Origin of the sequence: Hydrophilobacter chitinilyticus (assembly GCF_049860745.1) — a bacterium.
Taxonomy (GTDB): domain Bacteria; phylum Pseudomonadota; class Gammaproteobacteria; order Burkholderiales; family Burkholderiaceae_C; genus Rhodoferax_B.
The window spans coordinates 5,622,424-5,644,262 of sequence record NZ_CP187561.1 but is presented as its reverse complement, the minus strand read 5'-3'; the positions used below and the strand labels follow the sequence as shown (position 1 = coordinate 5,644,262).

Genomic DNA, 21,839 nt, shown 5'->3' with positions numbered 1-21,839 from the left:
AATTTACGGCTCAAAGTGTGCATTTTTACGCGTTGTTGCGGCGCCAGGTGCTGGGCGACAAGCCGGTGCTGCGGCGCATGGCGGTGGAAAGATGGCTTTGGCTGGAGAAACCGGTGGCAAAGGCCACTTGCGCAATCGGCTGCGCGGTGGTCTCCAGCAACCGGCGCGCCGTGGCCAGGCGTTGGTCGAGCACGTAGCGGTGCGGCGTCTGCCCAAAAGTGTTTTTGAACAGGCGCAGAAAGTGAAAGCGGCTCACGCCAGCCGCTTGCGCCAATTCGGCCAGGTCGAGGTCTCGTGCCAAGTCCGTGTCTACCAGCGCGATGACACGCGACTTCTGCTCCGCGCTGAGGGTGCCGCGTTCGCGTGCCGGTGCGCGGCCGCCCTCGGCGTGGTGGGTGCTCAAGTACGCGGCCAGGCTGAGTGATAGCGAGGTGGCGTACAAGCGGCCGTGCGGGCTGCCATGGCGAATCTCATCGGCCATGAGGCGCAGCAGCATGGCGAGGTGGTCGTCCTGAATCGTCAGATCCTGTTGTAGCGCGCGGCGTGGCGGCAGCAAGGCGCCCAGGTCGCCTTCTGCGGCCAACTCGTCAAAGTCCAACTCCACAATCATGCGCTCGGCGCCGGGCTCGCATTCCCAGCGCGAATAGGCCACTTCCAGGTGTGGGCCAAAGAGGCCCATGGTGTTGAGGTTAGTGCTGAAGTCCCAGGTGCTGCCACGGCTACGCAAATGCGCGCGGGTGCGGCCCTTGGTGACCAGGGCCAACACGGCAAAGGGCGACTCGATGGTGCGGCTCTCGCGGTGGCTCGACGCCTCAAAAATGCCCATGCGAAAACCGGCCCACGCAGAAAGTTGTGAAGCCTTCAGCAACGAGGGCTCCGGCGGGTTGTGGAACAACGATCTTGGCGGCAGAGGAGGGCGTGATGTGCCTGCTGCAGTGGGGTCACATGCCATGGGCACGCGGGCGGATTCAAACGAACGCTTATCCATGCAGAGATGTTAGAACGCTAAGCATTCGATGGAATGCCGATGCGTTGGCCAATCGGTCGGTGTTTTCCCTCAGCAATTTTCTGCAAAATCGCAATGCGATGAACGACGCCAAAGCCGCCGCCGTCTAGATTGCACCTGGGTCAGTCAATTCAAAATCCAGGAGACAGCATGGCATTGCACATTCATCGGCACCCCGGCGCGAAGTTTGGTTTTGGCGCCTTCAGCGTGGCCCTTTTGGCCTCGCTCACGGCCTGCGGAGGCGGTGGCGGTTCCACCATTGGCCTCGTGGCCACACCGGCAGAGGCTTGCGCCGGGTTAGTGGGACTGTCCATCGGCGCCTCGTCCATCGGTTTGCCCACTTCGGGCGCTAGCGTCAAAACCGCCACCTTGGTCTCGGCCAGCGCCAGTGGCAACACCAATGGTGAATACTGCGCCGTCACCGGCTTCATCGCGCCGGTGAGCGCATCGGCCCCGAGCATGGAATTTCAGGTCAACCTGCCCACCAGTTGGAACCAGCGCGCGCTCCAGTTTGGCGGCGGCGCGTACGACGGCACTCTGGTCACCGGCCTGGGGGCCTACACCGCGCAAGTTGCGGGCACGGCGAATGCGCTGAAACAAGGCTATGTGACCCTGGGCAGCGATGGCGGCCACAAGGCCGCCAGCGGATTTGACGGCAACTTTGCGCTCAACGCCGAGGCGCTGCTGAACTACGGCCAGCAGTCGGTCAAGAAGACACACGACGTGGCCATGGCGATTGTGCAAAAGCGTTATGGCGAGGCCCCCAAGCGCTTCTACTTCATCGGTGGCTCTCAAGGCGGCCACGAGGCGCTGGACGCCGCCGCGCGTTACCCGGCGGACTACGACGGCGTGATCGCCAACTACCCGGCCTACAACATCACGCTGCTGCAATTGGCGTCGCTCAACGTGGGCAAGGCGCTCTACGCCAACGGTGGTGCGGGCTGGATCAACCCCGCCAAGAAAACACTGCTGACCAACGCGGTCTACGCGGCGTGTGACGGGCTGGACGGCGCAAAGGACGGCATCATCGGCAACGTCTCGGCCTGCAATGCCGCCTTCAACATCGACACCGTGAAAGCCACGCTGCGCTGCGCGGGTGGCGCGGACACAGGTGACACTTGTTTGTCTGATCCGCAAATCGCCGCCGTGCAGCAAATTGCCTCGCCTTACGACCTGGGTTTTGAAGTGGCCGGCCAGCAGGTGTTTCCACGTTGGCCGTTGCTCGAAGGCGCGTTGTTCAATGTCTCGTCATTCGGCGCGTCTGCGGTGCCGGCCAACCCGCCTCTGGCGACCGACGCACTGCTCTACAACATTGGCGCCGCACACGCCCAATACTTCGCCACGCAAAACCCCGCACTCGATGCCTTGACCTACGACCCCGCTGCCTACAAAGCGCGCCTGCAGGCGTTGGGTAACATCACCGACGTGACGGCTGTGAGCCTGGCCGCCTTTCGCGCCAAGGGCGGCAAACTGATCTTGACGCACGGCACGGCCGACGACTTCATCAGCCCGCACAACACCGAAAATTACTACCAGCGCCAAGTGGCCGCGTTGGGCCAGACGGCGGTGGATGGCTTCGTGCGCTTCTATTCGATTCCCGGTTACGGCCACGGCTTTGGCCCGTACAACCTGGGCTACGACGGACTCAGCGTGTTGCACAGTTGGGTGGAAAACGGCACCGCGCCCGAGGTGATCGCGTCAGTGGACAACAACACCGGCGCCAACCGTGGCCGCCCCATGTGCCGCTGGCCTGCAAAGCCGATTTTTACGGGTGCGGCGGGCGCGTCGCTGAACGACGCGGCCAACTTCACCTGCCAAATGTCCTAGTGTTTTAACGAGGTCTCCATGGGGGCGCACGGCGGTGTAATCTGCCGCCATGGACTCCCTCATCTCTGCCTCTGCCCGCGCGCTGGCTGCGGGGAATGCGCTGGGCGCGCTCAAACGCGTGGCCCTGCGCGACGATCCGCCGGCGCTGGCGCTGCGTGGCATTGCCATGGCGCAGTTAGGCGAGCACCCAAGGGCGCGTGAACTGTTGCGGCGCGCCGCGCGTGGCTTTGGCGCCCATGAAGCCGTAGCCCGCGCGCGCTGTGTGGTGGCCGAAGCCGAAGTGGCGCTGGCCATGCGCGATCTGAGCGGTTCGCCCCTTTCTGCTCGTGGTTTGCTGACGGCTGCGGCCACACTCCAAGCGCATGGCGACCACGCCAATGCCCTGCAAGCTCGGCTGGTGGCCGCACGCTGGCTGTTGCTGCTCGGGCGCGTGACGGACGCCACCCAAACCTTGGCCGGTGTCGACACCACACGCTTGCCGTCCGCGTTTAGCGCTATCGCCGCCGTGGCTGAACTCACCACCGCTGAGCTGGCACTGCGTGCCCTGCAGATGGCGCCTGCCCGTGCCGCCTTGGACCGCGCAGGAGCTGCAGCGCAAACCGCGCGCATCCCCGCGTTGCGGGCCGAAGTGGCGGACGCCATGGCGTTGCTGCAGCGACCAGCCGCACGGCGTTTGTCGGCCGATGGCGAACAGGTCTTGTCGCTCGACGACGTCGCCGCGTTGCGCGATGCCGATGTGTTGGTGGTCGATGCCTGCCAGCGCGGCCTTCGCGCGGCAGCGACCTGGTTGCCGCTGGCGCGCCGACCCGTGTTGTGGAACCTGGCGCGGGCGCTGGCCGAAGCCTGGCCCGGCGATGTGCACCGTGACGCGTTGATCGCCAAAGCCTTTCGCACGCGCCACCCTGACGAAACGCACCGCGCACGTTTGCGTGTAGAGATGGGCCGTTTGCGGGCGCTGCTGCATGGCCTGGCGCAAGTTGAGGCCACGTCACGCGGCTTTGTCCTGCGGCCGTTGGGCGACCGCAAGTTGGTGTTGCTGGCGCCGCCGGTAGAGGGCGACGACGCCGCGTTGGTGGCGTTGCTGTCCGACGGTGCAGCGTGGTCTACCTCGGCCCTGGCCTTGGCGCTGGGAGCCAGCCAGCGCACCGTGCAACGTGCGTTGGCCGATCTGGAGGCCCAGGGCCGTGTGCGTTCGGTGGGCCTGGCGCGCGCACGCCGTTGGCTCGCGCCGCCGCTGGTGGAATTCACGACGATCTTGTTACTCCCCGCTGTGCTGCCGTTTCCCTAAAGTGGATTCACCGCGCCACTTTTAGGCGCGTTACCAGGAGCCTTTCATGACAAGTCAGACGATCGAACGTGGCCAATCCCAAGCCACAGAAAAAACCTTGGTGCAAGCTGCACAAATCGTGCGCGAGTACGGCCCCTTCGATGGTGCCGACCGCATCCACGGCGTGACCCACGACGGCCAGCGCGTGTGGGCCGCCACGGGCGCCAAGCTCGTGGGTTTCGACCCCACTAGCGGCGAAACCACGCGCACACTCGATGTGGCGTGCGACGCAGGCACAGCCTTCGACGGCAAGCACCTCTACCAAATTGCCGAGACGCGTATCGACAAGATCGACCCCGCCACCGGCCAGGTGCTGGCGTCCATTCCCGCTCCCGGCAGCGGCTCGGACTCGGGGCTCACCTGGGCCGAAGGCAGCTTGTGGGTGGGCCAGTACCGCGACCGCCGCATCCACCAGGTCAACCCCGCCACCGGCGCCATCATCCGCACCATCGAATCCAACCGATTCGTCACCGGCGTGACCTGGGTTGATGGTGAGCTGTGGCACGGCACCTGGGAAGGTGAAGAGAGTGAAGTGCGCCGCGTCGACCCCGTGAACGGCACGGTACTCACGCGGCTGGAAATGCCTGCGGGCATCGTGGTCAGCGGGCTCGAATCGGATGGTGCCGATCTGTTCTATTGCGGCGGCGGCCCCAGCGGCACCGTGCGCGCCGTGCGCAAGCCAAAAGGAAAGACCGCAGGTTCTTGAAAGGAAAAGGCCTGGCAGGCAAGCTGCCGTGGCGCAACCAGCTATTAAAACGCTAGCGCGACGGGCGGGCGTTCAAGGCCCAAGTCGGTTGCGGCCCGCATTCTTGCAGGCATACATCGCCTCATCGGCATGGTTGAGCAAGCGCTCAGCGTCTTGGCCGTGTTGCGGGTACACGGCGATGCCGATGCTGGGGTGAATGTGCACGGGGGTGCCGTTCAAGTCAAAGGGCTTGGCGAAGGCTGCGAGGATTTTGGCGGCCACGGTGTCGGCGCAGGTGGCGGTTGTGGAGGTGGTTTGGCTCACGTGGTCATGGCCGCTTTCCAGCAGCAACACAAACTCGTCGCCACCAAGCCGCGCCACCGTGTCAGAGGCCCGCACGCAGGCACTCAGGCGTGCGGCCACGCCTTGCAACAGCAGGTCGCCAGCGGCATGGCCCAGGCTGTCGTTCACGCTTTTGAAGCGATCCAGATCCACAAACAGCAGTGCCAGGGTGCTGTGTTCGCGCACCGCGCGGGTCAAGGCGGCCTTGAGGCGGTCGTTGAACAACTGGCGGTTGGGTAACTGGGTGAGTGGGTCGTACAGGGCCATTTGCTGCAGCCGCTGGTTGACCTGGCTGCGCTCGATGGCGGTGACGACCTGGGTGGACACGAACTGCAGAAGCTCTTGGTCTTTTTCGGTGTAGCCGGCGTGCGCTTCATCGGCTTGCAACACCAGTGCCCCCAATGTGCCCTGGCGCCCCTTCAGCGGCACGCCCAGCCAATACGGCACCACACTTTGCTGGTGTTGGGCGGCCGCCTGCAGGTGCGGCGCCACCGTGCTGGCGTTGGCTGGGCTGAGCCGCAGCGCGTGGCCGGTGCGCACCACTTCTGCACACAGGCTGCCTTCGCCCATGGGCAGGGTGTGCAAGGGTATGGGTGCCACGTGGTACGGGCAATGGATCTCTTGCGTGACGGCGTTCAGCAGCGCCACCGAGAAATGGGTGGCCGGTAGCAAGCTGCCAACAATGCTGTGAATGCGTTCAAACAGCGCCACCAAGTCACTGGCCGCGTGGGCGGCTTCAGAGATGGCATAGGTGGCCGCCTGCAGCGCCTCGGTGCGCTTGCGCTCGGTCACGTCGCGCGCCACTGCCACCCGCATGCCGTCGTCGGGCGACCAGCGCGCCGACCACATGATGTGCACCACACCGCCATCTTTGCGCAGGTAGCGGTTTTCAAAATTCAGTTGGTACTGGCCGGCCATGATGTCGGCCACCACGGCCATGGTGCGTGCGCGGTCATCAGGGTGAACCAACTCGATCATGCGTCGGCCCAGCACCTCTTGGGGGGTGTAGCCAAAAATGCGTTCATATGCGGCGCTGACGAAGACGTAGCGTCCCTCGGCATCGACCACACACACGGCGTCAATCAGGAGATCCAGAACATTGACCGAAGTGGCCGGAGGGGTGAGGTTCATACAAGGGAAAAGATGCGCTGGAGAGAGGAGGTTACCAGTTGCTTGCGTGAGCCGTATACAGGCGTGTGGAGGGGCTGGCCGTGTCGCCCAGAACACACCTATAAAAAAAAGGAAAAAGCCCCATTCCATAAAATGGTTTTCCTCAAAACAACCTTAGGGTGCGTCACACGCAGCAAGCGTACTTAGCGCCCTCATCATGGAAATAGCCATACTCTTCGCCCTCATCTGTCTCAACGGCCTTTTTGCCATGTCGGAAATCGCACTGGTGACCGCACGCAAAGCCCGTTTGCAAAAGCTGCTCGATGAGGGCGACCACGGGGCCGCCGCAGCGGTCAAACTGGGCGAAGACCCCACGCGTTTTCTCTCCACGATTCAAATCGGCATTACCTCCATTGGTGTGCTCAACGGCATCGTGGGCGAGGCGGCATTGGCCGCGCCGCTGGCGCTGTGGCTCGAATCGCTGGGCGTACCGCGCACCTACGGTGAGTACGGTGCCACCGGCCTTGTGGTGGTGTTGATCACCTACTTCTCCATCGTGGTGGGCGAGTTGGTGCCCAAGCGCATTGGCCAGTCGTACCCCGAAACCTTTGCGCGCCTGGTGGCGCGGCCCATCAACTTTCTGGCGCTGGCCACCAAGCCGTTTGTGTTGCTGCTGTCGGCCTCCACGCGCACCTTGCTGCGCATCTTGGGCGTGAAAGAAACCAGCGGCAGCCCGGTGACCGAAGAAGAGATCCACGCCATGCTGGTCGAAGGCACGACGGCCGGTGTGATCGAGTCCCACGAGCACACCATGGTGCGCAACGTGTTCCGTTTGGACGACCGGCAAATCGGCTCGCTGATGGTGCCGCGCGGCGATGTGGTGTGTATCGACATTGATGCGCCGTTTGCCGACAACCTGCAGCGCATTGAAAGCTCCGACCACGCGCGCTTCCCTGTGGTGCGCGGCAGCATGGACGAAATTTTGGGCGTGATCAACGCGCGCCAATGGTTGTCGCGCACGCTGCGCGATCCAGCGCACAGCCTGGCCCACCAGCCGCTGCAGACCGTGCTCTACGTGCCTGAAACCATCACCGGCATGGAGCTGCTCGACAACTTTAAACTGTCGGACGTGCACATGGCGTTTGTTATCGACGAATACGGCGAAGTGCAAGGCATCGTGACGCTGCAAGATTTGATTGAAGCCATCACCGGCGAGTTTCAACCACGCGACCCCGCCACCTCGTGGGCCGTGCAACGTGACGACGGCAGTTGGTTGCTGGATGGCCACATCCCCGTGCCCGAGCTGAAAGACCGCCTGGAGCTGAACGCCGTGCCCGAAGAAGAACGTGGCCGCTACCACACGCTCAGCGGCATGATCATGCTGCTCACCGGCAAACTGCCCAAGGTAGCCGACACCGTGCAGTGGGAAGACTGGAAGCTCGAAGTGGTCGACATGGACGGCAAAACCATCGACAAAATCCTGGCGACCAAGATCGTCACCGCAGACCCGGCCCAGGCCGCCGAACCTGCTGCACTATGAGCGGGCTGGCGCGCTTGGCCTCTCCTTTGGCCCAGCCCCTGCGCTGGCGCCTGGCCTTCGCCGCCGCTGTGGTGTGCTTCGGCGCCGCCTGTGTAGACGGTTACCCGCAGGAGGACGAGCCCCTGCGTAACCCCTTCGACATGACGCCAGCGCAGCGCCTGGCCGAGATGAACAGCTTGGGTAAAGATGCCCACCCCGAGCGCCGCTGGCAATATGAAATGCGCCCCGGCTGTGTGTTGCGCGTCGACGTAGACGGCCCCGCCGGCCCGCGCCCCTCGGTCGATGTGCCGCTGCTGGGTGCTGTGGTGCAGCTCTCGCGCGACAAGGTCGACGCCACTTTCAACATCGACGTGCACTCTGGCCCGCACGGTGCGCGCTCAGAAACTTCGGTGCTGGAAAGTCTGCGTTGGGCCGATGCCAACGTGATGCTGCTGTTGGTGCGGGTGCTGCAGTTGGGGTGTGCGAATGCGGTGGCGGGGACGGAGCAGGGCGGCGGTTGAGTTGACTGTTGTGTGGCTGCTTTGAACCGCGCAGCGGACTTGCAATTAAAGTGTGTCTGCTGCCGTAGACGGCCACTAGGGGACCTTCATCCATCCTGCGCAAAACTGCCGGTCATGCGTCCGAAACGCAGGGTATCCAGTGGGCGGGTCGTTCGGCCCGCAAGCAGTCGCTTACTTTTATTGTGAGATCGCACAAGTTACGCTATGTCCATTCCGCCACATCTCGCGCCGTTCTGGAGCGACTTCGCCAAGTTCACCGGGCGCGCAGACGAAGAACGCTTCTACGAAGCCTGCATCTTCGGCGACAGTGAGGAACTCGCCAACGAGCTTGCGGCCCTTGTGCTAAGCGGCACAAAGCGCGCAACCGCAGGAGCGGTGTGGTCATACGAAGCGGAAGGAAAGGGTCTTCCTCAACCCGGCCATCTGAGCATCGTCACCGACTGGTCGGGGCGGCCGCTGTGCATCATCGAAACCCAATCAGTCGAAGTCTTGCCCTTCCGGGAGGTCACGGCGGAGTTTGCAGCCACCGAGGGAGAAGGCGACGGCTCGCTGTCCTTCTGGCAAGAGGCGCACAGGACGTACTTCACGCGCGAGTGCGCTCGCGCGGGCAGAGAGTTCAGCGAGAACATGCTCGTCGCTTGCGAGTGCTTCGCGGTCGTCTACTGTCCCCCAACCAACGCGGCCAAACCGTCCGCTTAGCTCCAACGTTGAGTGGCAGCTTCCACCGTGCCGCGCGCCGAATCTCAGCTCACCGCCACTGCTGACGCTCACATAGCGCACCGCGCAGACCAAGCGAGCCATCCACCCGCTCGATCATGGGCCGCCGCTTCAGCCTAGCCCGCCGTCACATGCACCCCAGGCCGTTGGCCCGCGTTCCACTTGCCGCCAATCGCGCGCTCAATCTGCGCGGCCAACTGCAGCAGCAAACCATCATTCGCCTGCCGCGCTTGCGCCTGGATGCCCAGGGGCAAACCGTTCTCTTGCGCTGCCAGGGGCAGCGAGATGCCAGGCATGCCGCAGAGGTTGGCCAGGGGCGTGTAGGCGAAGTTTTGCCAGAGGTTGTCGAACCAGTCGTAGACCGAGGGGTTGGTGCTGGTGGTGAGGTACTCAGACGTGCCGACCTTCGGTGTGGGCTTGGCGGTGATGGGGGTAAGGATGATGTCCCACTCCTCGAAGAACTGGCCGAAGGCGCGGGAGGTGGTGTTGAACACGGCTTGCATTTTGGAGCGCTCGGTGTACGAGGTGTGCAGGCCGGCTTCCCAGATTTTGATGTTGATGGGTTCCAGCAATTCGGCCGGTGGGCGCTCGTAGCCCAGGCGGGCGATCTGGTTGGCGATGACCTGCGCAAAGTTGCTGATATAGCAGGTGGTTTGCGCGGCAAAGGCGCCCTGGAAATCGACCTTGGGCAGCGCCCATTCGACGTGGTGGCCCAGGCCTTCAAGCAAGCGGCCGACGCGCTCCAGCTCGGCCACAAAATGCGGCGTGGCTTTGAAGTCGCCCCACTCGTGTGAGAGCGCAATGCGCAGCTTGCCGGGGTCGCGTTTAATGAGCTGGCTGTACGGCTCGGCGGGCGACCAGAAGGGCATGAACTCGCCGGGCGCGCCGCCACGGCATTGGTCGACAAAGGCGGCGGTGTCGCGCACCGTGCGGCTGTGGCAACCTTGGATGGAGACCAGGCCTGAGAGGTCGGACAAACCGGGCGCCAGCGAGAACACGCCGCGCGAAACTTTGAGGCCGATGTTGCCGTTCACGCCCGCAGGAATGCGGATGGAGCCGCCGCCGTCGGTGGCGTGCGACAAGGGCAACACACCGGCAGCCACGGCGGCTGCGGTGCCGGCTGACGAGCCGCAGGTGGTGTATGCCACGTCCCACGGGTTGCGTGTGGTGTAGAGCGTGTTTTCGGCGGAGCTGCACACGCCGAATTCGGGCGTGGTGCTGCGGCCGATGATGTTCAGACCAGCCTTGCGGATCTGGCCGGTGAGGAAGCTGTCTTCTGCGGGGCGGTGGCCTTGCATCAGCAGCGAGCCGAACTCCTGCAGGCGGCCTTTGAGCGTGGGGCCCAGGTCTTTCATCAGGTAGGGCACGCCGGCAAAGAAGCCGTCTGGGTTGGTGCCGTTTTGCACCGGGTCGGCCACGGCATCGTCAAATACTTCGACCACGGCACTGAGGGTGGGGTTGGTTTTGTCGATGGCGGCTTTGGCTTGTGTGGCCAGCTCGGCGGGTGTGACGTCGCCCTTGCGCACGCGTTCTGCCAAGGCCACGCCGTCGTGGTGTGCCCATTCTTCCCAGTTCATAGCCAAAGTCATCGCAAGCTTCCGTTTCGTTTCAGTGGAGGGTGGTGTAAATGCAAAACGGCCGACTTCTGAAGAGAAGCCGGCCGTCTGCGCAATCAACAGTAGCGTGAGCCGCTACCCAAAATGAAGTGATGAAGCATCAAAGCAGTTTGTTCAAGTCGGGCCCAACAATCGGGAACGCGCTTTCATAAGCACGTGCCGCGCGCAGCACCAAGGCGTCGCCAAACATCGGCCCCACGATTTGCAGGCCGATGGGCAAGCCATCGCTGGTCAGGCCGCAGGGCATGCTGCAGGCGGGCTGCTGCGTCAGGTTGAAGGGGTAGCTGAAGGGCGTCCAGCCGAGCATGGCTTCGGGCGTCATGGCGCTGTGGCCGGCGGGCTTGGCGTCGAACGCGGGAATGGACACGGCGGGCGTGATCAGCAGGTCGTAGCCTTGCATGAACTGGCGCATGTGGCTGCCCAGCGCGCCACGGCGTTGGTGCAGGGCTTGCACGTCTTGTGCGGTGAGCTTGTTGCCGAGTGCGGCTTCCGCACGGAAGTCGGGGTCGGTCACGGCTTGTTGGGCGGGCGTGAGGCCGTTCCACACGGTGGCCGCACCCAGGAACCACAGGCCGGTGGTGATGTCCAGTGGGTCTTCAAAGCCAGGGTCAACTTCTTCGACCACGGCACCCATGTCTTGCAGCGCCACGGCGGCGGCCAGCACGGCGGCGGCCACTTCGGGGTGCACATTTTTCGCGTAGCCCAAGGTCGGCGAATAGGCGATGCGCAAGCCCATCACGCCGTCGTTCAGGCCGACCATGTAGTCGCGTGGGTCGAAGGGCAGGGCGGTCCAGTCGCGTGCGTCGGGTTGCTTCAGCACGTTCATCACAATGGCGGCGTCGATCACGCTGCGGGTGTGCGGGCCGAGGTGGGCCACGGTGCCAAAGGGTGACAGTGGGTAGGCCGGAATGCGGCCAAAGCTGGGCTTCAGGCCAAAGTTGCCGCAGAAGGCCGCAGGGATGCGCACCGAGCCCGCGCCATCGGTGCCGATGGCGATGGGGCCCATGCCGGCGCTCACCGCGGCCGAGGCGCCGCCAGACGAGCCGCCCGGCGTTTTGTTGGGGTTCCACGGGTTGCGTGTGATGCCGGTGCGTGGCGAGTTGGTTTCGCCCTTGCAGCCAAATTCAGGCGTGGTGGTCTTGCCGATGATCACGGCACCGGCGGCGCGCAGGCGGGCGGTGGCGGGGGCGTCAACATCCCACGGCTGGTTGGCATCGACCGTGTGGCTGCCGCGCAGGGTCGGCATGCCTTTGGTGAGGATGATGTCTTTCACAGAGACCGGCACACCATCCAGCGGGCCAATCGGCGCGCCTTGTTTCCAGCGGGCTTCGCTGTCGCGCGCGGCCTGTGCAGCACCTTCCGGGTCCATGTGGCTGAAGGCGTTGAGCGTGCCGTCCACCCGGTCCATGCGGCCAAACACGGCGCTGGCCACTTCCAGGGGCGAAGCCTGGCCGGTGCGGTACAGCTGGATCAGTTCGTGGGCGGTGCAATCGGCGAGTTCGTAGCGGCTGCTGCTATGAGAGGACATGGTGTCTCCAGGTTAAACGTGGCCTATTCTTAGACGAAAAGGCCTCGGGCAATGGCTGGTAGTGAAGGGTTTACGCTGGGGATTAAAGCGATTCAGGGCTTGCTCAGGGCTTGGTGCGAACGCTCGGATCGAGGTTTTTCCACGGCAAATCGGCCGGGTCGGCGGCCATGGGGCCGGCGGCCTTGGCGACGATGATTTGCGCGGCGATGGGCGTGAAGTCGGCGCGGAAGTGGTTTGAGCTTTTCACGGCGATGATCTTCATGGCTTCGGGTTGGATGCCCACCATGCGCAGCAGTTCGCGGTCGAGCAATTGCTTCTTGCCGCTGGTCACGGCGATCAATACACCGTCGATCTCCAGGCAGGCGCAGGCGCCCAGCTGCACGGTCAGTCCGGTCATCATCGGGCCCTTCAACGTGACGGTGCCGTCGCTCAGCGCGCGCACGGTGAAGCGGCCTTGCACCGGCGCGTCGCTCAGGCTGCCGGTGAAGGTGGGCACGGCGGTGCCGAGGGCGATCTCGATCGTCGCGCCTACACCGGCCGCATGTGCGGCGGCGGCGGCATGGCTGTCGAACATCAACCCAAAAGCGACCTGACCTGGGAAGCGTTTGCCAGCGCCGTGCTGCAGCAGCGCATGCAGCAGACCGGTGGTGTTGCTGTCGCCACCGGCGCCGGGGTTGTCTTGCGTGTCGGCCAGCACCACGGGGCGGCTGGCGCTGTCGGCCACCGCCAAGGCGCGTGCAACGGCGGGGCCGGCGTCCAGGTAGTCGGGACGCCATTGCGCGGGGGCGCTCACTAGGTCGTAGAGTGCACGCACGGCCACTTCGGCTTCGGCGCCGTAGCCCCACACCATGGGGGCGCACTCAACGAAGTCGGCGGCGGGGAAGCCCATGCAGAAGCTCAGCACCGTGCCGTAACGTTGGTCGAGTTCGCGCAGCGCTTCATACAAACTTTTGGCGGGCTCCATCCAGGTGCTTTGAGCGTTCAGCGGGATGAGGAACGGCAGGCGCATGGCCTGTTGGGGTTCGCGTCGGCCGGCCTTCAAGCGGCGCGCCAACAGCTCGGCGGCCAGCACGCCGGTGTCGGCCATGTCCACGTGTGGGTAGCTGCGGTAGGCCACCAGGGCATCAGCCTCGCGCAGCATGCGGCGCGTGACGTTGGCATGCAAATCCAGGCTGGCGACGATGGGCAGATCGGCGCCCACCACGGCGCGGATGCGGGCGATCAACTCGCCTTCGCTGTCGAGCGCGTTCTCGGCCACACCGGCGCCGTGCAGGTCGAGGTAGACGGCGTCAAAGCCACCAGCGCGCACATCGGTGAGGATGCTGGCGCAGATGCGCTCGAACGCGTCTTCGGTGACGTAAGAAGACGGAATTGCGCCACACCAACTGCTGGGCACCAACTGCCAGCCATGGGTGCGTGCCGCGTCGATGAAGCCGCCGATGGGCAGGTTCACGCCGGTGAGCTGCGCCACCATGGGCGCGCCGTGCACAAACGCGGGGAACGAGTCGCCCCGGTTGAAGGCGGCCCAGTCGGCACGTGTGGGGGCGAAGGTATTGGTTTCGTGTTGGTAGCCGGCGACGAGGACTTTGATCATGGGGGCTGAGTTCTAAGTTCTAGGCAATGTTCGGAGGGGCGGCTGCGAAAAGGCTCTGTGTGTAGGCATGTTGAGGGTTGGCGTACAACTCGGCCGTCCGGCCTTGTTCCACGATCTCGCCCTGGTGCATCACGATCACGTAGTCGCACAGTTGGGCGGCCACGCGCAGGTCGTGGGTGATGAACAGCAGGCCCAGGCCCAGCTCGTCGCGGATGTCGCGCAGCAGCGTGAGGATCTGCGCCTGCACACTCACGTCGAGTGCGCTCACGGCTTCGTCGGCCACCAGCACCAGCGGCTTGCAGGCCAGTGCGCGGGCGATGGCGATGCGCTGGCGTTGCCCGCCTGAGAACTGGCTGGGGTAACGCTCCAGGCCTTCGCGCGGCAGGCGCACCTTGTCCATGAAATCGGCCGCCATGCGCTCTGCATCTGCGCGAGTAGCGCCGAAATTCATGGCGCCCTCGATGATGGAGTCGCCCACTTTGCGGCGTGGGTTGAGCGAGCGGTTGGGGTCTTGAAACACCACCTGTACTTGCGAGCGCAGCGGGCGCAAGCGGCCTTCGCCGAAGTTGGCCACATCGGTGTTGCCCCACCAGACTTCACCGCCGCTGGGGTCGATCATGCGGATGAGGCAGCGTGCCAGGGTGGACTTGCCCGAGCCGGACTCGCCCACCACGCCAACCGTTTCACCGGCGCGCACGGCGAGTGCGGCGCCACGCAGCGCGTGGGTCTCGCGGCTGCGGCCGAGCCAGTCGCGGCTGGTGTAGGTCTTCACCACGTTGTTGCCGCGCAGCAGCGGCGCGCCCGTGGGCTCGGCGCGTGCAGGGGGCGGCGTCATGCTGGGCACGGCTTCGAGCAGCATGCGGGTGTAGGCCTGTGCGGGGCGGTGCAGCACTTGGTCGGCCGGGCCGCATTCGACCACCTGGCCTTGGTTCATCACCAGTACCTGGTCGGCAATTTCGGCCACCACCCCCATGTCGTGGGTGATGAACAACACGCCGCTTTGCAGGCCGTCGGCCGAGCCGCTGGCTTGCAGCTCGGCAATCAGCTTGAGGATTTCTTTCTGCGTGGTGACGTCGAGCGCGGTGGTTGGTTCGTCGCAGATCAACAGGGCCGGGCGCAGGATCACCGCCATGGCGATGACGATGCGCTGGCGCTGGCCGCCCGAGAGCTGGTGCGGGTAGCTGCGCACCATGCGCGCCGGGTCGGGCAGCTTCACACGCGCCAGGATGTCGAGGATTTCTTTCTGCCGGCGCGCGCCGTTCCACTGCGTGTGTTCACGCAGCAGTTCGTCGATTTGCTCGCCGCAGGTCATCACCGGGTTGAGCGCGGTCATGGGTTCCTGGAACACCATGCCCATGGTCTTGCCGCGCAACTGGCGCAGGCGTGCGGGCGAGGCGTCGAGCATCGATTCACCTTGCAACACCACGCGGCCTTGCGAGGGCTTGAGCTCCTTTGGCAGCAGGCCCATCACCGTGGTGGCCATCACCGATTTGCCGGAGCCGGACTCGCCCACCACGCATACGGTTTCACCGGGCGCGATGGACAGGCTCACACTGCGCACGGCGTGGCTGCGGTCGCCGCCAGCGGGCAGGGCGACGTGCAGGTCTTCGATCACCAGCACCGGCGGGCGGGTGGGGGTTTGGGTGGAGACTTGGCCGTTGGCGGCGGTAAGCACTTCGCGCGTGGGGGCGACGTTTTCTACTTCGGCCTCGGGTTCGATGGCGTCGATCACTTCAGCTTCTGCCACAGGCGCGGTTTCAACAATGGCTTCAGCAGCAGCGGTAGCGGCTGTGTGGGCCGATGCCGCATCCTCGCGGCGCTGCATGGCACGTTCCAGGCTGGAGTTCTTTTCGTCTTCGGTCATGCTGCGGCCTTCTTGGCAAATTTGGGGTCGAGCACGTCGCGCAGGCCGTCACCCAAGAGGTTGATGGCGAGCACGGTGGGCACCAAGAAAAGGGCGGGGAACAACACGTTGCCGGGGTACTGGCTGAACTGCACACGCCCTTCGGCCATGATGTTGCCCCAGGTGGGCACGTCAGCCGGCAGGCCCAGGCCCAGGAAGCTCAGAATGGCTTCGGTCAACACCGCAGAGGCGGCGATGAAGGTGCCTTGCACGATGAGTGGGGCGAGTGCGTTGGGCAAGATGTGGCGCCACAAGATCACCGGTGTGGGCGTGGCCAGCGCACGCGCAGCTTCCACAAAAGGTTCTTCTCGCAGGCTCAGCACCAGTGCGCGCACCAGGCGCGTCACACGCGGAATTTCAGGAATGGCAATCGCCACCACCACCGTCCACAGTTGCGCGCCCAGGGCCGACACCAAGGCAATGGCCAGTAGGATGGCAGGGATGGCCATCAGGCCGTCCATCACCCGCATCAGCAGCGCGTCGACCACGCGGAAGTAACCGGCCAGCATGCCCAGCACGGCACCAATGGCCACCGCCAGCACGCCGGTGCACAGTGCGACCAGGAGCGAAGTGCGGGTGCCGTAGAGCACGCGGCTGTAGATGTCGCGGCCGAAGTTGTCGCTGCCCATCCAGAACTTGTGGGCCACGCTGGTGCCGTCGAGTAAGGCAAAGTTGCCACTGGTGCCTGCGGCGATGTTGACGTTGGCGTAGTCCATGGCGGCCGGGTCTACCGTGCCGAGAAACGGCGCAATGCCGGCGATGAGCAGCAGCAGGGCCAGCACCACGGTGCCGAACTTGAAGGCGCTGTTGGCCCAGAGTTTTTTGAGTTGGCGCATGCTTAATAACGAATTCGTGGATCTAAGAAAAGGTAGCTCACGTCCACCAACAAGTTCACCAGCACGTACAACACGCTGAACACCAGCACCACGCCCTGGATTACCGGGAAGTCGCGGTTCAGCACGGCATCTACCGTGAGCGAGCCCAGGCCGGGAATGGAGAACACCGTCTCGGTGACCACCACGCCGCCGATGAGCAGCGCCACGCCAATGCCTATGACGGTGGCGATGGGCACGGCTGCGTTGGCCAGCGCGTGGTGCAGCAGCACGGCGCGTTCTTTGAGGCCCTTGGCGCGCGCGGTGCGGATGTAGTCTTCGGTCAGCGCTTCAGAGACGCTGGCGCGTGTGACGCGGGCAATCAGCGCCACGTAGATGGTGGCCAACGACAGCCATGGCAACACCAGTTGGTAAGCCCAGGCACCGACGTTCAAACCGCCGGGCCCCATGATGCGTTTGTAGCCTTGCACCGGCAGCCATTGCAGCTTGATGGAGAAGATGTAGATCAGCACGTAGCCGATCACAAACACCGGCACCGAGAAGCCGGCGACGGAGAAGCCGGACAGCATGCGGTCGAGCCAACCGCCCATGCGCCAGGCGGCCAGGGTGCCCAGGGGCACGGCTACCAGCACGGCGATGAACATGGTGCCTGCGGCCAGCGACAGCGTGGGCTCAATACGCTGGGCGATCAGCGAGGTGACCGATTTGTTCATGAAGAACGAGTAGCCCAGGTCGCCCTGCAACACGCCGCTGAACCAGATCCAGAACTGCATCAGCAGTGGCTTGGTCAGGCCGAGTTGTTCGCGGATGCGGTCGATGTCTTCGTTGGTGGCACTGTTGCCGGCGATCACCGCCGCAGGGTCGCCGGGGGTGAGGCGCAAGATGAGGAACACGATCACCGCCACCACCAGCAAAACCGGAATGACGGCTAACAGCCTCTGAAGCAGAAAACGGAGCATGGTGGCGAGATCACTTACTTCTTAAGAAAAATAGGCCGCTGGCGCACCAGTGGTGAGCGGCGACAGCTATGGATGTCATAGCGTGGCGAAAGCAGAGGGCAGGCCCGCCGTGCCAGTGTGTGGCAACAGCGGGCTGCAGATCAAGCTAAACCGAAGGCCGGGCGATGTTGAACAGGTTCGCTCGGATGGCCGCGCCCTGGCGTGGGAGGGACTGCTAGGCGCAAACCACAGCCATAGCCTGTGCTATGGCGAGGATTTGCAACGCCGCAGGCTGCCCATGCCAGGGATGCGGGCGCCGAGATGAACTTGTTCAGCATTGCCTCAGTTCTTCTTTACGTTCCAGTAGACCTGTGCACCGCCAGGCACGATGCCCGAGACGTTGCTGCGCACGGCGGCTGGGTTGTTGTATTGGCCCAGCGGCACGTGGGTCACGGTTTCAAAGGCGCGCAGTTGAATGTCTTCTGCGATCTTCTTCTTCTCGGCATCGGTGCTGGCTTGGGCAAACTTGCTCTTCAGCTCTTCGATGGTTTTGTCGTCTTGCCAGCCAAACCAGCCGTTGTCGCCTTTGGTGTTGAGCATCGACATCGTCAGTGGGTTCAAGATGTCGCCAGCGGTCCAGGCGGTCATGAAGGCATTCCAGCCGCCCTTGTCGGGTGCGTCTTTCTTGGCGCGGCGGGCCACCAGGGTGGACCAGTCCATTTGCTGCATGTCGACCTTGAAGCCAGCGGCTTCAAGCTGTTGCTTGGCCACCAGGGGCAGCTTGGCGATGGAGGCCAGGTCGGTCGGGCGCATCAGCAAAACGGGTTCGCCTTTGTAGCCGGCTTCCTTCAACATTTGCGCGGCCTTCTGTGGGTTGGCCGTGCCGGTGAAGATGCCGGTTTTCTCGCTGGCGAACGGTGTGCCGCAAGGGAACATGCTCTTGCAGAACTTAAACATGCCGGGCGCGCCGACTTGGGTACGGAGGAAGGCTTCCTGGCCCATGGCCACCATGGCGGCTTCGCGGATCTTCACGTTGTTGAAGGGCGCGTGCAGGTGGTTGAAGCGGAAGATGTACTGCAGGCCGTCAGGCTGCGCATCGACCAGCTTCACATTCGGCGTGGCCTTGAGCGTGGCGTACTGTTCGAACGTGGGTTGCTCGATGATGTCGACCTCGCCCGCCACCAGTGCATTGAACTGGGTTTGCGGGTCGCGGATGATGACCCACTCCACGCGGTCGAGGTACACGTTCTTGCCGCCGGTGGTGCCGTCTGGCGCCTCAGCGCGTGGCTTGTATTTCTCGTTCTTTACATAGACCAGGCGCTCGCCCGGTTTGTATTCGGCGGTGACGAACTTGTAGGGGCCGGAGCCAATGTTCTCTTTGACCTGCTCGCTGCCAGGCGTGGCGGCAATGCGCGCGGGCATGATGAACGGCACGTTGCTTGAGGGCTTGCCCAGGGCTTCGAGCATCACGCCGAAAGGCTTGTTGAGCTTGATGACGAAGGTCTTGGCGTCGGGGGCGCTGTAGCTGTCCACACTGGCGGCGAGCACGCCGCCAAAGGCATCGCGGCTGGCCCAGCGCTTGATGGAGGCGATGACGTCTTCGCTGGTGACGGGCTTGCCGTCATGAAACTCCAGGCCGTCGCGCAGCGTGAAGGTCCAGGTGAGGTTGTCTTTGGAGACGTTCCACTTGTCGACCATTTGCGGCTTGACCTTGCCGGCCAAATCGGTGCCGAACAAGGTGTCGTAAATCATGTAGCCGTGGTTGCGCGTGACGAAGGCGGTGGTCCAGATGGGGTCCAGGATGGTGATGTTCGCGTGCGGCACAACGCGCAGGGTTTTGTTGTCCTGGGCTTGGCTCGCAAATGGTGCGAGCAAGGCGGTCGCCAAAGTAGCTGCCATGGCGGCTGTGGCGATAAGGGAACGACGCTTCATCACTAAACTCCTCGGAAAAATTTCGAATGAGAGAACCCTGAACCTTCCAGGCGCAATATAAAGGTAAACATGTCTATACCAAATGCCCCAATGCTGTGTTTACCCGCACACGCTCTATCAGTTGCACTGCATTCAAAGCAGTTTTCATGCCGCGAACTCATGCAAGCCACTCTGGCGCGCATCGACGAGGTAAATCCTGCTGTAAATGCCATCGTCAGCCTGCGTGACGCGCAAGTGCTCCTCGCAGAGGCAGATGCACACGACGCGATGCTCGCCAAAGGGGCCTCGAAAGGATGGATGCATGGCATTCCGCAGGCCATCAAAGACCTATCGCCTACCGAGGGCTTACGCACCACCTTGGGGTCTCCGCTGATGCGCGATTTCGTGCCCAAGGCCGATGGGCTGATGGTGCAGCGCATGAAGGCGGCGGGCGCCATCGTCATTGGCAAAACCAATGTGCCCGAGTTTGGTTTGGGCTCGCATTCGTTCAACGAAGTGTTTGGTGTGACGCGCAATGCGTATGACCACACCCGCTCCGCTGGTGGCAGCAGTGGCGGGGCGGCGGTGGCGCTGGCCACGCACATGCTGGCCGTGGCCGATGGCAGCGACTTCATGGGCAGCCTGCGTAACCCGGCGGCGTGGAACAACGTGTTTGGCATGCGCCCCAGCCAGGGGCGTGTGCCCATGTGGCCCACCAGTGATGTGTGGGTTAACCAGCTCAGCACCGAAGGGCCGATGGCGCGCACGGTGCGCGACGTGGCCTTGCTGCTCGACACCCAGGCGGGGCATGACCCACGGCTGCCGTTGTCGCTCAACGATGGTGCACGTTTCAACGGTGAACTGGACGGCTTTGACCCACGCGGCCAACGCATTGGTTGGCTCGGTGATTTGAACGGTTACTTGTCTATGGAGCCAGGCATTTTGCAGGTGTGTGAGGAAGCCTTGGCGCGGCTCACCGGTCAAGGTTGTGGTGTGGATACCATCCCGCTGGGCACGGCGCCCGAGCCCGTGTGGCAGGCCTGGCTGGTGTGGCGCCGTGCGTTGGTCGCTTCGCGCATCGAGCCGTTTTTGCTGCAGCCGAAAAACCGTGAGTTCATCAAACCTGAAGCCTTGTGGGAGTACGACCAGGCGCAACAACTGAGCGGCCACGAGTTCACGCGCGCATCGGTGCAGCGCAGCCATTTCCATCAGCACATGCTGGGCTTGTTTGAGCATCACGATGTGCTGGCCTTGCCCACCGCGCAGGTCTGGCCGTTTGATGCGGCCGAGCGTTGGCCGCAGCACATTGGCACCAAGGCCATGGACACCTACCACCGCTGGATGGAAGTGGTGATCTACGCCACGTTCGCCGGTTTGCCGAGCATCAGCGTGCCGGCCGGTTTCAGTGCCGACGGCCTACCGATGGGGCTGCAGTTGATTGGTCGCCCCGGTGGCGATTGGGCGCTGCTGCAACTCGCACACGCCTACGAGCAGGCTGCGCAAGACATCATTCAAAGGGCGCCCGCTTAACGGCTGCGTTTTAAAGGGCGCGTGTCAACGGCACGTGTCAAAGGGCGCCGATCCAGCACGCGCGCTGAATCGCAGCCATTTTGTTGTCGGCGCGTAATTTGCCCATGGCGTTGGCGAGGTGAAAGTTGACCGTGCGCTCCGAGCAGCCCAGCCGGTTCGCGCTGGCCTGCGCGGTCATGCCCTCAAATGCCAGCGACAAACATTGCACTTCGCGTGCGGTGAGTGGGCTGTGCTGGCGCGTGATGGCCGCGCGCATGCTGGGCCACACGCTCAGGGCGGACCAACCCAGCACGGCGGCCTCTTGCCGGTCGTGCAATTCGTGCGGGCTGAACATGTAAACCTCGAACGCGCGCTGCGCTGGCAGCGGAAACGCCACACGCACCATGCTCTGCAGTCCGCGCCGCAACCATTGCGAGCGCCAGTTCTCTGCACTTTGCAGATCCGATTTGCCTAAATGCTGCCAGGCCACAAGGGAAGCGTTGGATTGCCGCCAAGTGGCCCCAAAATCATCACTTCGTGCCAGACTGTGGGCGGCGTCCAATATCGCCGAAGGTGCTGCCGCCAATACCCGGCGATCATCAGCGCCTCCGAGGGGATTCGGGCCCAGCACCACAATGGCTGTGACCGCATAACCTTCTACGGCTTCAAGCCAATCGTCGAGCAACGTCGAGAGTTCAGCGCTGTCAGTTCTAGCAGGAGACGCCATGCGCAAACGCTCCGCTTGAACTGACAATGTGAATGTAATTTCTTTGAAATATTGTATGCAATGAGTATCTCCCTGTTTCAGTGTCCTGGTTCCATCGTAGTCTTAGACGACGATCCGGACTACCTGTCCATGCTCTCTCTGGTCATACCAAAAGACTGGCACGTTCGTTTCTATGTAAACCCCAGCGCCTGTCTGCATCAACTGCAGCAAGAGCCTCCATTGTGGG

General features: G+C 63.6%; 17 protein-coding genes. 7 read left to right on the top strand and 10 right to left on the bottom strand.

The features are described 5' to 3' along the window. Window positions 1-25: 25 nt before the first annotated feature. Entirely contained in the window at window positions 26-988 is a 963-nt protein-coding gene (locus ACPWMG_RS25285) for a helix-turn-helix domain-containing protein (RefSeq protein ID WP_483302237.1), read from the bottom strand. Window positions 989-1,156: 168 nt separating this feature from the next. Between ACPWMG_RS25285 and ACPWMG_RS25280 the strand changes: the two genes are divergently transcribed. Genes ACPWMG_RS25280 through ACPWMG_RS25270 form a run of 3 tightly spaced genes read left to right on the top strand, consistent with a single transcriptional unit; the run spans window position 1,157 to window position 4,866 of the window. Further along, window positions 1,157-2,833: a tannase/feruloyl esterase family alpha/beta hydrolase gene (locus ACPWMG_RS25280; protein ID WP_483302236.1), complete on the top strand. Its 1,677-nt coding sequence runs from the start codon at window positions 1,157-1,159 to the stop codon at window positions 2,831-2,833. 49 nt (window positions 2,834-2,882) lie between these two features. After that, window positions 2,883-4,121, top strand: a complete 1,239-nt coding sequence (locus ACPWMG_RS25275) for a helix-turn-helix domain-containing protein (RefSeq protein WP_483302235.1) — start codon at window positions 2,883-2,885, stop codon at window positions 4,119-4,121. Window positions 4,122-4,167: 46 nt separating this feature from the next. Continuing rightward, the gene (locus ACPWMG_RS25270) at window positions 4,168-4,866 is read left to right on the top strand and encodes a Vgb family protein (RefSeq protein ID WP_483302234.1); all 699 of its coding nucleotides are present in this window, start codon (window positions 4,168-4,170) and stop codon (window positions 4,864-4,866) included. Window positions 4,867-4,938: 72 nt separating this feature from the next. Here the strand turns inward: ACPWMG_RS25270 and ACPWMG_RS25265 are convergent, their stop codons facing one another. Further along, window positions 4,939-6,318, bottom strand: coding sequence for a sensor domain-containing protein (locus ACPWMG_RS25265; RefSeq protein ID WP_483302233.1), 1,380 nt, complete (start codon window positions 6,316-6,318; stop codon window positions 4,939-4,941). A 196-nt stretch (window positions 6,319-6,514) separates the two neighbouring features. On the opposite strand from ACPWMG_RS25265, the gene ACPWMG_RS25260 reads away from it, so the two are divergent. The 3 genes from ACPWMG_RS25260 to ACPWMG_RS25250 all read left to right on the top strand — a co-directional run bounded on the left by ACPWMG_RS25260 (window position 6,515) and on the right by ACPWMG_RS25250 (window position 9,036). Continuing rightward, entirely contained in the window at window positions 6,515-7,837 is a 1,323-nt protein-coding gene (locus ACPWMG_RS25260) for a hemolysin family protein (protein WP_483302232.1), read from the top strand. Further along, window positions 7,834-8,337 carry a hypothetical protein gene (locus ACPWMG_RS25255; protein WP_483302231.1) on the top strand — a complete coding sequence of 168 codons (504 nt, stop codon included), beginning with the start codon at window positions 7,834-7,836 and terminating at the stop codon, window positions 8,335-8,337. Before ACPWMG_RS25260 ends, ACPWMG_RS25255 begins: the two co-directional genes overlap by 4 nt. A gap of 204 nt (window positions 8,338-8,541) precedes the next feature. After that, complete coding sequence (locus ACPWMG_RS25250; RefSeq protein ID WP_483302230.1) at window positions 8,542-9,036, top strand: ASCH domain-containing protein; 495 nt, start codon at window positions 8,542-8,544, stop codon at window positions 9,034-9,036. 134 nt (window positions 9,037-9,170) lie between these two features. Here the strand turns inward: ACPWMG_RS25250 and ACPWMG_RS25245 are convergent, their stop codons facing one another. From ACPWMG_RS25245 to ACPWMG_RS25215, 7 genes are all read right to left on the bottom strand, one after another. Beyond that, on the bottom strand, window positions 9,171-10,643 hold the full coding sequence (locus tag ACPWMG_RS25245; protein ID WP_483302229.1) for an amidase: 1,473 nt from the start codon (window positions 10,641-10,643) through the stop codon (window positions 9,171-9,173). Between the two features lie 127 nt (window positions 10,644-10,770). Further along, a complete protein-coding gene (locus ACPWMG_RS25240) occupies window positions 10,771-12,198 on the bottom strand; it encodes an amidase (RefSeq protein ID WP_483302228.1) in 1,428 nt (475 codons plus the stop codon). 103 nt (window positions 12,199-12,301) lie between these two features. Continuing rightward, window positions 12,302-13,792, bottom strand: a complete 1,491-nt coding sequence (locus ACPWMG_RS25235; protein ID WP_483302227.1) for a M81 family metallopeptidase — start codon at window positions 13,790-13,792, stop codon at window positions 12,302-12,304. Window positions 13,793-13,811: 19 nt separating this feature from the next. Then, a complete protein-coding gene (locus ACPWMG_RS25230; protein WP_483302226.1) occupies window positions 13,812-15,656 on the bottom strand; it encodes an ABC transporter ATP-binding protein in 1,845 nt (614 codons plus the stop codon). Further along, window positions 15,653-16,531, bottom strand: a complete 879-nt coding sequence (locus tag ACPWMG_RS25225) for an ABC transporter permease (RefSeq protein WP_483302225.1) — start codon at window positions 16,529-16,531, stop codon at window positions 15,653-15,655. Before ACPWMG_RS25225 ends, ACPWMG_RS25230 begins: the two co-directional genes overlap by 4 nt. Before the next feature lie 2 nt (window positions 16,532-16,533). Then, window positions 16,534-17,487: an ABC transporter permease gene (locus tag ACPWMG_RS25220; RefSeq protein ID WP_483302224.1), complete on the bottom strand. Its 954-nt coding sequence runs from the start codon at window positions 17,485-17,487 to the stop codon at window positions 16,534-16,536. A 321-nt stretch (window positions 17,488-17,808) separates the two neighbouring features. Then, window positions 17,809-19,398, bottom strand: a complete 1,590-nt coding sequence (locus ACPWMG_RS25215; protein WP_483302223.1) for an ABC transporter substrate-binding protein — start codon at window positions 19,396-19,398, stop codon at window positions 17,809-17,811. A 69-nt stretch (window positions 19,399-19,467) separates the two neighbouring features. Here ACPWMG_RS25215 and ACPWMG_RS25210 point away from each other — a divergent pair, with 69 nt between their 5' ends. Further along, window positions 19,468-20,907: an amidase gene (locus ACPWMG_RS25210; protein ID WP_483302222.1), complete on the top strand. Its 1,440-nt coding sequence runs from the start codon at window positions 19,468-19,470 to the stop codon at window positions 20,905-20,907. A 37-nt stretch (window positions 20,908-20,944) separates the two neighbouring features. Here ACPWMG_RS25210 and ACPWMG_RS25205 read toward each other — a convergent pair whose 3' ends face one another. Further along, complete coding sequence (locus ACPWMG_RS25205; protein WP_483302221.1) at window positions 20,945-21,613, bottom strand: helix-turn-helix transcriptional regulator; 669 nt, start codon at window positions 21,611-21,613, stop codon at window positions 20,945-20,947. Window positions 21,614-21,839 lie beyond the last annotated feature (226 nt).